At 72.3% G+C, this 7,958-nt stretch carries 7 protein-coding genes, 1 tRNA gene and 1 pseudogene; 5 read left to right on the top strand and 4 right to left on the bottom strand.

Translation table 11 applies throughout. From position 1 onward, the window contains the following. The 3 genes and pseudogenes from PSU4_RS31955 to PSU4_RS23860 form a co-directional block, all read right to left on the bottom strand. Positions 1-247: pseudogene (locus PSU4_RS31955) on the bottom strand (integrase); the annotation flags it as partial. 88 nt (positions 248-335) lie between these two features. Continuing rightward, a tRNA-Thr gene (locus tag PSU4_RS23865) sits at positions 336-410 on the bottom strand. 53 nt (positions 411-463) lie between these two features. Beyond that, positions 464-1,210 (bottom strand): TetR/AcrR family transcriptional regulator, encoded by a 747-nt coding sequence (locus PSU4_RS23860; protein WP_147112696.1) that lies wholly within the window; start codon positions 1,208-1,210, stop codon positions 464-466. Between the two features lie 75 nt (positions 1,211-1,285). Between PSU4_RS23860 and PSU4_RS23855 the strand changes: the two genes are divergently transcribed. From PSU4_RS23855 to otsB, 5 genes are read left to right on the top strand one after another with little or no spacing between them, the layout of a single operon-like run. Beyond that, entirely contained in the window at positions 1,286-2,221 is a 936-nt protein-coding gene (locus PSU4_RS23855) for an ATP-binding cassette domain-containing protein (RefSeq protein WP_147112691.1), read from the top strand. Further along, positions 2,218-2,964: an ABC transporter permease gene (locus tag PSU4_RS23850; RefSeq protein ID WP_147112688.1), complete on the top strand. Its 747-nt coding sequence runs from the start codon at positions 2,218-2,220 to the stop codon at positions 2,962-2,964. The genes PSU4_RS23855 and PSU4_RS23850 overlap by 4 nt, the downstream gene beginning before the upstream one ends. 54 nt (positions 2,965-3,018) lie before the next feature. Then, entirely contained in the window at positions 3,019-4,443 is a 1,425-nt protein-coding gene (locus PSU4_RS23845) for a threonine/serine exporter family protein (RefSeq protein ID WP_147112685.1), read from the top strand. A gap of 52 nt (positions 4,444-4,495) precedes the next feature. Beyond that, on the top strand, positions 4,496-5,932 hold the full coding sequence (locus tag PSU4_RS23840; protein ID WP_147112683.1) for an alpha,alpha-trehalose-phosphate synthase (UDP-forming): 1,437 nt from the start codon (positions 4,496-4,498) through the stop codon (positions 5,930-5,932). Further along, positions 5,925-6,695, top strand: coding sequence for a trehalose-phosphatase (otsB, locus tag PSU4_RS23835; RefSeq protein ID WP_246115305.1), 771 nt, complete (start codon positions 5,925-5,927; stop codon positions 6,693-6,695). Before PSU4_RS23840 ends, otsB begins: the two co-directional genes overlap by 8 nt. A gap of 1 nt (position 6,696) precedes the next feature. Here the strand turns inward: otsB and PSU4_RS23830 are convergent, their stop codons facing one another. After that, positions 6,697-7,794 (bottom strand): LacI family DNA-binding transcriptional regulator, encoded by a 1,098-nt coding sequence (locus PSU4_RS23830; protein WP_147112680.1) that lies wholly within the window; start codon positions 7,792-7,794, stop codon positions 6,697-6,699. Positions 7,795-7,958 lie beyond the last annotated feature (164 nt).

Genomic DNA, 7,958 nt, shown 5'->3' with positions numbered 1-7,958 from the left:
GGAGCTGGTCGATCGTCGAACTCGTGCGCGGGTTGCGGCGCTCTGCGACCTCACCGAGCATCCGCAGACGCGCAGCCTCAGCCCTAGCCGCCGCGTCGGGACCTGCTTTGATCGTCTCGCGAAGGTAGTGGCGGCGCCCGCTGACCGAGTCGATCCCGGCGTAGACCGACACGCGCAGCGCACCGCTGGGGAGAGACTCGATGTTGCCCTTCGCCCGTCCCGGGGGTGCCGAAGATCGTCGCGCCACGGCAAGATCGTAGCGCGCTCGCACCACATTTGATCCCACGACGACGCTTCAGGACGAGCGAGCAGTCCAGAAAGCTGCTGGCCAGATATGGAGCCGGAGGTCGGGATCGAACCGACGACCTACCGCTTACAAGGCGGTTGCTCTACCACTGAGCTACACCGGCGGGTGCTGGAAGCCTTCGGATCGTAGTGGTCGCTCCTGTCGTCCCGCGCGGCGCTACCCCTGCCGATCGATGGTGACGGCGACGCCGTCGAGGAAGCATTCGAGGCCGAAGTCGAAGTCGGCGGCGATGTCGGCACCGAAGTCGGTGGCGGTGACGTCGAAGACGCCGGCTGCGACGACGGCGGCGAGGGCGGGGAGGGTGCGGGGGTCGACGACGCGGGCGAGGGCGGCGCCGTAGCGGGCGCCGAAGGGGGCGGGGTCGTCGGTGAAGGCGGCGGAGAGCTCGGCGGTCAGCCGGATCTCGCCCTGCACGTAGGTGATGAGCCCCATGACGACGGCGACTTTGAGGCCGGGGTCGAGCCCGGTGTCGCCGAGGGCGCCGAGGGCGGCGTCGAACCAGGCGAGGTTGCGGGGTCCGACGGGTGGGCCGGCGATGGGAAGCGTTGCGGCCCAGGGGTGTGCGCGGAACATCGCGATGATGTCGTGCGCCCAGGCGGTGAGGGCGGGGCGCCAGCCGGTGCCGTCGGCGGGCGGGGGTGGGGTGTCCATGGCGGCGTCGGCCATGAGGACCAGCAGTTCGGATTTGCTGCGGACGTGCCGGTAGAGGGCCATGGGGGCGTTGCCGAGGCGTTCGGCGACGCGGGCCATGGAGACGGCGGCGAGTCCGTCGGCGTCGGCGATGTCGACGGCGGCACGGACGATCTCGTCGACGGTGAGGGTGGGGCGGGGGCCGCGGCGGGGTGTGTCGCGCAGGCCCCAGAGCAGTTCGACGTCGTCCTCGAAGCTGCGTCCGTCGGCCACGGCTCGCAGTCTAGGAACACCAACTGCGTATGCGCTACGCTGATCTGCGTACGCTATACGCAGAGGGGGACGGCGATGATCCTGGAGGCGACGGGCCTGCGGAAGCGCTACGGCGACACGGCGGTGCTCGACGGCGTCGATCTCGCCGTCGCGGAGGGCTCGGTGCTCGCGTTGCTCGGCCCCAACGGCGCCGGCAAGACGACGACGGTGCGCATCCTCGGCACCCTGACCCGCCCTGACGGCGGGTCGGCGCGGATCGCGGGGTTCGACATCGTGACCCAGCCGCGGCAGGTGCGGGAGGTGATCGCGCTGACCGGCCAGTACGCGGCGGTCGACGCGCAGCAGACCGGCCGGGAGAACCTCACGATGATCGGGCGGCTCCTGCGGCTGGGTAGAGCCGGCGCCACGAAGCGTTCGGCGCAACTGCTCGAGCGGTTCGAGCTGACCGGTGCCGCGGACCGGCGCGTCGTCACCTACTCCGGTGGGATGCGGCGCCGCCTCGACCTGGCGATGAGCCTGGTCGCGGCACCGCGGCTGCTGTTCCTCGACGAGCCGACCGCCGGCCTCGACCCCGCGAGCCGGGCGACGATGTGGGACGCGGTCGGCGAGCTGGTGTGCGCCGGCACGACCGTGGTGCTGACGACCCAGTACCTGGAGGAGGCGGACCGGTTGGCCGACCGGATCGTGTTGATCGACGACGGCCGGGTCGCGGCGGAGGGCTCGGCCGACGAGCTGAAGGCCCGCGTCGGCGGCGACCGTCTCGAACTCTGGTTCGCCGACCGAGCAAGCCTCGAGAAGGCGGCGGTGGTCCTCGACGTGCCCGCCGACCCGCAGGAGACCAGGATCGGAATACCGACCGACGGATCCGCCACCGAACTCCACCGCGTCCTCGACGCGCTGCGCGCCGCGAACGCGGAGCCGGACCGGGTCACGAGCCACCGCCCGACCCTCGACGACGTGTTCGTGGGCCTGACCAGGCGCACCCTCACGACCGCCGGGAGCACCCGATGAGCGCCACCCTGACGATGGTCGGCCGCAGTGTCCGGCTGACCAGGCGCAACGTCGACACGATGATCATGTCGGTCGTCCTGCCGCTGCTGATGATGGCGTTGTACGTCTACGTGTTCGGCGGGGCGATCGACACGGGGACCGCCTACGTCACCTATGTCGTGCCGGGGACGATCCTGCTGTGCGCGGGCTACGGCGCGGCGTCGACGGCGATGGCGGTGGCCGACGACATGAACAGCGGCATGATCGACCGGCTGCGGTCGATGCCGGTGCGGGCGTCGGCGGTGCTGACGGGGCACGTCGCGGCGAGCGTGGCGCGCAACGCGGTGGCGACGACCGTCGTCGTCGGTGCGGCGGTGGCGATGGGGTTCCGGCCCACCGCGTCGCCGCTGGACTGGCTGCTCGCGGCCGCGCTGGTGCTGCTGTACGTGCTGGCGCTGTCGTGGCTGGCCGCGGGGCTGGGGACGTTGGCACGCAGCGTGGAGTCGGCGAGCGCGTTGAGTTTCGTGATGCTGTTCCTGCCCTATCTGAGCAGCGCGTTCGTGCCGACGGAGACGATGCCGGCGGTGCTGCGCGCGATCGGCGACCACCAACCGGTGACGCCGATCATCGAGACGGTGCGCGGGCTGCTGACGGGCACGCCGATCGGGTCGGCGGGCTGGGTCGGGCCGGTGTGGGCCGTCGGACTGCTCGTGGTGTCGTTCGCGTTCTCGGTCTGGTGCTACCGCCGGCGCACACGCCACTGAGCAGGCCCCTACCCTGGCCGACGTGCCCCTGACCGTCGTCCTTCATCGCTGACCGTGGTCGGCTCGCACGACGGCGCCGCCGACCGGCTCACCCGCAGGTTGCGGGGTGCGCTGCGGCGCGACGCCCGCCGGCTGCTCTCCGCGGGACCTCCGACGTTGCCGATGCTCGAGGTCGGCCCGCAGGTCCCCGACGACGCCCGCGTGCAGGAGGTCCTGGACCTGTGCATGCGGGTGGGTGAGGTGCTGCTCTCGAGCGGGGAGAGTGTCGACGAGGTCACCGAGACGATGCTGCGGCTGGCCCGGGTGGGTGGGTTGTCGGCGGTCGAGGTGGACATCACGTTCACGTCGGTGACGATGAGCTGTCACCGCGGCAAGGTGGCGCCGCCGGTGACGACGATGCGGCTGGTGCGCTACCGCTCGCTCGACCTCACCCGGCTGGCCGCGGTGCGCGGGCTGGTGTCCGAGACGGAGGCGGGCAACGCCGACATCCGCAAGGCGGCGTCGGAGCTGTCCGCGGTGACGGCGGCCCCGCACCCGTACCCGCGCTGGGTGGCGACGGCGGGCTGGGCGCTGCTGGCGGGCACGATCGCGATCCTGCTGGGCGGGGCGCCGGTGACGGCGGCGCTGGCGTTCGTGGTGACGGCGTTGATCGACCGGACCGGTCGGCTGTTGTCCCGCTTCGGGTTGCCGACGTTCTTCCTGCAGGTGATCGGCGGTCTGTTCGCGACGTTGTCGACCGTGGGTCTGCTCGCGGCCGGGGTGTTCCCCGACGGGGCGCGGCCGTCGCTGGTGGTGGCGGCGGGCATCACCGTGCTGCTGTCGGGGTTGTCGGTGGTCAGCACGGTGCAGGACGCCATCACCGGCTACTACGTGACAGCGGCGGGCCGGGGTGTGGAGATCGCGCTGCTCTCGGCGGGGTTGCTGACGGGCGTCGTCATCGGCCTGAAGCTGGGCTTCGCGGTGGGCGTCGCGCTGGAGGTGTCGGGCGATGTGTCGGTGTCGGCGGGTCGGCTCGGGCTGTCGGTGGCGATGGGCGCGGTGGCCGCGGCGGCGTACGCGCTGGCGGGGTACGCGCCGTTGCGGACGTTGCCGTTGGCGGGTGTCGCGGGCGCTGCGGGCTGGGGCGTCTATTCGCTGCTGTCCCAGTTCGCCCAGCTCGGTCCGATCGCGACCACCGGGATCGCGGCCGTCGTCATCGGGGTGTTCTCCGGGATCGTGCGCCGGACGACGAGGGTGCCGACGCTCGTCGTCACGCTCGCGGGCATCACTCCCCTGCTGCCCGGTCTGACGGCCTACCGCGGCTTCTACCAGCTTGCGGTGCAGGGGGTTGCCGAAGGACTGGTGACGGTGACGCTCGCGTTGGCGATCGGTCTCGCGCTGGCGGCGGGGGTGGCGCTGGGCGAGTTCGTCGTGCGGCCACGTACGAGGGAGTCGGTGCCTGCCGTCACGAACGACGCACCGGACGCCGAGCCCCAGTAATCTCCGGTACCGGGTCCGCGGCGCCTCCGGCCGCGCCCGCCTGGAGGGTGATTTGGCCACCGAGACAGCCGAGGGCACCGAGCTTCCGGGTGCCGAGTTCGTCGTCGTCGCGAACCGGCTGCCCGTGGACCTGGAGAAGCTGCCCGACGGGACCACCCGCTGGAAGCGCAGCCCCGGTGGCCTGGTCACGGCCCTGGAGCCGATGCTGCGCAGCCGCGAGGGGGCGTGGGTCGGCTGGCCCGGGCTGGCCGACGCCGAGGTCGAGCCGCTGGTCGAGGACGGCCTGCAGCTGCACCCCGTGATGCTCACGGCCGACGAGGTCGAGAACTACTACGAGGGCTTCTCCAACGGCACCCTGTGGCCGCTGTATCACGACGTCGTCGCCCCGCCGGCCTTCCACCGGCACTGGTGGCGCGCCTACGTGAAGGTCAACCAGCGGTTCGCCGAGGCCGTCGCCGAGGTGGCCGCCCAGGGCGCGACGATCTGGATCCAGGACTACCAGCTGCAGCTGCTGCCCGCCGCGCTCCGCGAGCTGCGCCCCGACCTGCGGATCGGCTTCTTCCTGCACATCCCGTTCCCGCCCACAGAGCTGTTCCTGCAGCTGCCGTGGCGGCGCGAGATCGTCGAAGGGCTGCTCGGTGCCGACCTCGTCGGGTTCCACACCGCCGGCGGCGCCCGCAACTTCCGCTCCCTCGCGCTGCGCCTCGGCGACGCGCAGGCCGGGTCCGGGCGCAGCGAGGTCGTCGTCGGCGACCGGAAGGTGAAGATCGGGGCGTTCCCGATCTCGATCGACGCCGCGGCGCTCGACGAGCTGGCCCACGACGAGGACGTCCAGAAGCGGGCCGCGGAGATCCGTGCCGATCTGGGCGAGCCGCGGCGGGTGCTGCTGGGCGTCGACCGGCTCGACTACACCAAGGGCATCGACGTCCGGCTCAAGGCGTTCCACGAGCTGCTCGCCGAGGGCACCCTCGAGTCCGACGACACCGTCATGATCCAGCTGGCGACGCCGAGTCGCGAGCGTGTCGAGCACTACCAGCAGATGCGCGACGACATCGAGCTGACGGTCGGTCGGATCAACGGCGAGTACGCCCGCGTCGGCCATCCGGCGGTGCACTACCTGCACCAGGCGTTGCCGCGCAGGGAGTTGGCGGCGTTCTTCCTGGCCGCCGACGTCATGCTGGTGACGCCGCTGCGCGACGGGATGAACCTCGTCGCCAAGGAGTACGTGGCCTGCCGCTACGACCTCGGCGGCGCGCTGGTGCTGTCGGAGTTCGCGGGCGCGGCCGTCGAGATGACGCAGGCGTACCTCGTCAACCCGCACGACACCGACGGCATCAAGGCGACGATCGCCGAGGCGATCAACGCTCCTGCCGAGGAGAACCGCAAGCGGATGAAGGCGTTGCGCCGCCAGGTGATGACGCACGACGTCGACCGCTGGGCGCGCTCGTTCCTCGACACCCTCGGCCTGCCGGCCCCCACCGATGACTGACGCCGTCGTGGACATCGGCCTGGAGGAGGCGCTGCGTCGGGTCGCGTCGGTGCCGCGGCTGCTCGTGGCGCTCGACTTCGACGGGGTGCTGTCGCCCATCGTCGCAGTGCCGTCCGACGCTCGGCCGCTGCCGGAGTCGGCGCGCGCGGTCGAGGGCCTGGCGGGTCTGCGGGACACGACCGTCGCCCTGGTCTCGGGCCGCGGCCTCGACGACCTGCGCACGGTGTCGGGCTTCGGGTCGCCGCTGGTGCTGGTCGGCAGCCACGGCGGGGAGTTCTCCGACTCGGGCACCGACCTGCTCGACGACGCGCAGCGGACGCGGCGGGCCGACCTGCTCACCGAGCTGGAGAAGCTGATCGACGGCGCGCCCGGGGTCGCGCTGGAACGCAAGCCCGCCGGGGCCGCGGTACACGTGCGCAACGCGGCGCCCGACGTCGGCGAGCGGGTGCTCGCCGCGGTGCGGTCCGGGCCCGCCGCAGCGCCGGGTGTCGACGCGATCGAGGGCAAGGCCGTCATCGACCTCGCGGTGGTCGAGGTGAGCAAGGGCGGCGCGATCGACGTCCTGCGCGCCCGCACCGGTGCCGACGCCGTCCTCTTCGCGGGCGACGACGTCACCGACGAGACCGGGTTCGCCCGGCTCGGGGACGGCGACGTCGGCATCAAGGTGGGCGAGGGCCCGACCGCCGCGGCGTTCCGGGTGCCCGACCCGGTGGCCGTGTCCCGCGTGCTGGGCGTGCTGCGCGACGCCCGCGCAGCGCGCTGACTCACCAGCCCGAGAAGAACCGCGCCTCGCGGGGGCCCTTGCTGGTGGTGCCGACGACGAGCTCGGTGGGCAGCACGACCTGGCGGGGACGGTTGCGTTCGCCGCGTTCGAGCAGCAGCTCGCCGGCGACCTGGCCCTTCTCCCGCACCGGCTGGCGGATGGTGGTGAGCCCGGCCCGTTCGGCCTCGGGGACGCCGTCGAAACCGGTGATCGTGAGGTCGTCGGGAACGGCGAGGCCGCGCGCGGTGGCGTGGCGCAGGGCGCCGAGGGCGAGGATGTCGGAGGTGCAGACCAGCGCGGTGATGCCCGGGTGCGTGGCGAGGAGCTCGGCGGCGGCGGCCTCACCGGCGTCGACGGAGTGCTCGAAACGTTCGTGGACGGGTACGTCGGCCCAGTCGACGCCGGCCTCGGCGAACCCTTCGCGCAGGCCGCCGATCCGGGCTCGCTGCACGGGGTAGGACGTCTGTTCCTGGCGGAGGAGGTCGGCGCGGCCGTCCTGGGCGTCGGGGCCCAGGCGCATGCAGAGCACGCCGATGCGGCGGTGGCCGAGCCCGGTGAGGTGGCGGGCCATGCCGAGCATGGCGGCCCGGTCGTCGATGCCGACGCGGTCGACGCCGTCGATGCCGACGGGCTGGTCGCAGACGACGGTCGGGACCGGGCGTTCGAGGACGGCGAGGAAGTGCGGGTCGTCCTCGCGGACGGAGTAGACGACGAACCCGTCGACGCCCGCCTGGTGCACCGTGGTGACGTCGGGCTGCGACGGGCTGACGGGGATGAGGAGCAGACCCTGGCCGGCCTGTTCGCACGCGAGTGCGAGGCCTTCGAGGAAGCCGGTGGCCACGGGGTCGCGGAAGGCGTAGGAGAGCGCCTCGGTGAGGAGGAGCCCGACGGCACCGGCGCGGCGGGTGCGCAGCGACCGGGCGACGGGGTCGGGTCCGGGGTAGCCCAGACGGCGGGCTGCCTCGAGTACCCGTGCACGCAGCGTCGCCGACAGCTGGTCGGGCCGGTTGTAGGCGTTGGACACGGTGGTCCTCGACACCCCCAGCTCGGCGGCGAGGGATGCCAGCGTGGCAGGCCTGCGCGCGTTGGGCTGGGACATGCCCCGAACCTAGCCAGACGGGTGGCGCAGCACAAAGTCCGGGGGCAGTGGGCGTCATCGCATTCGGGGCCGGACGATCGTTGCGTTTCTGACCGAGTGCCACTGTAGAGTGAATTGACAACGGTTTTCAATACAGATATGCGCACTCGTTGATACGGAGCCCC

This window comes from Pseudonocardia sulfidoxydans NBRC 16205 (genome assembly GCF_007989085.1).
Classification (GTDB): domain Bacteria; phylum Actinomycetota; class Actinomycetes; order Mycobacteriales; family Pseudonocardiaceae; genus Pseudonocardia; species Pseudonocardia sulfidoxydans.
Note: the sequence above shows the minus strand (reverse complement) of the source record. Positions and strands in the feature narration are given on the sequence as shown.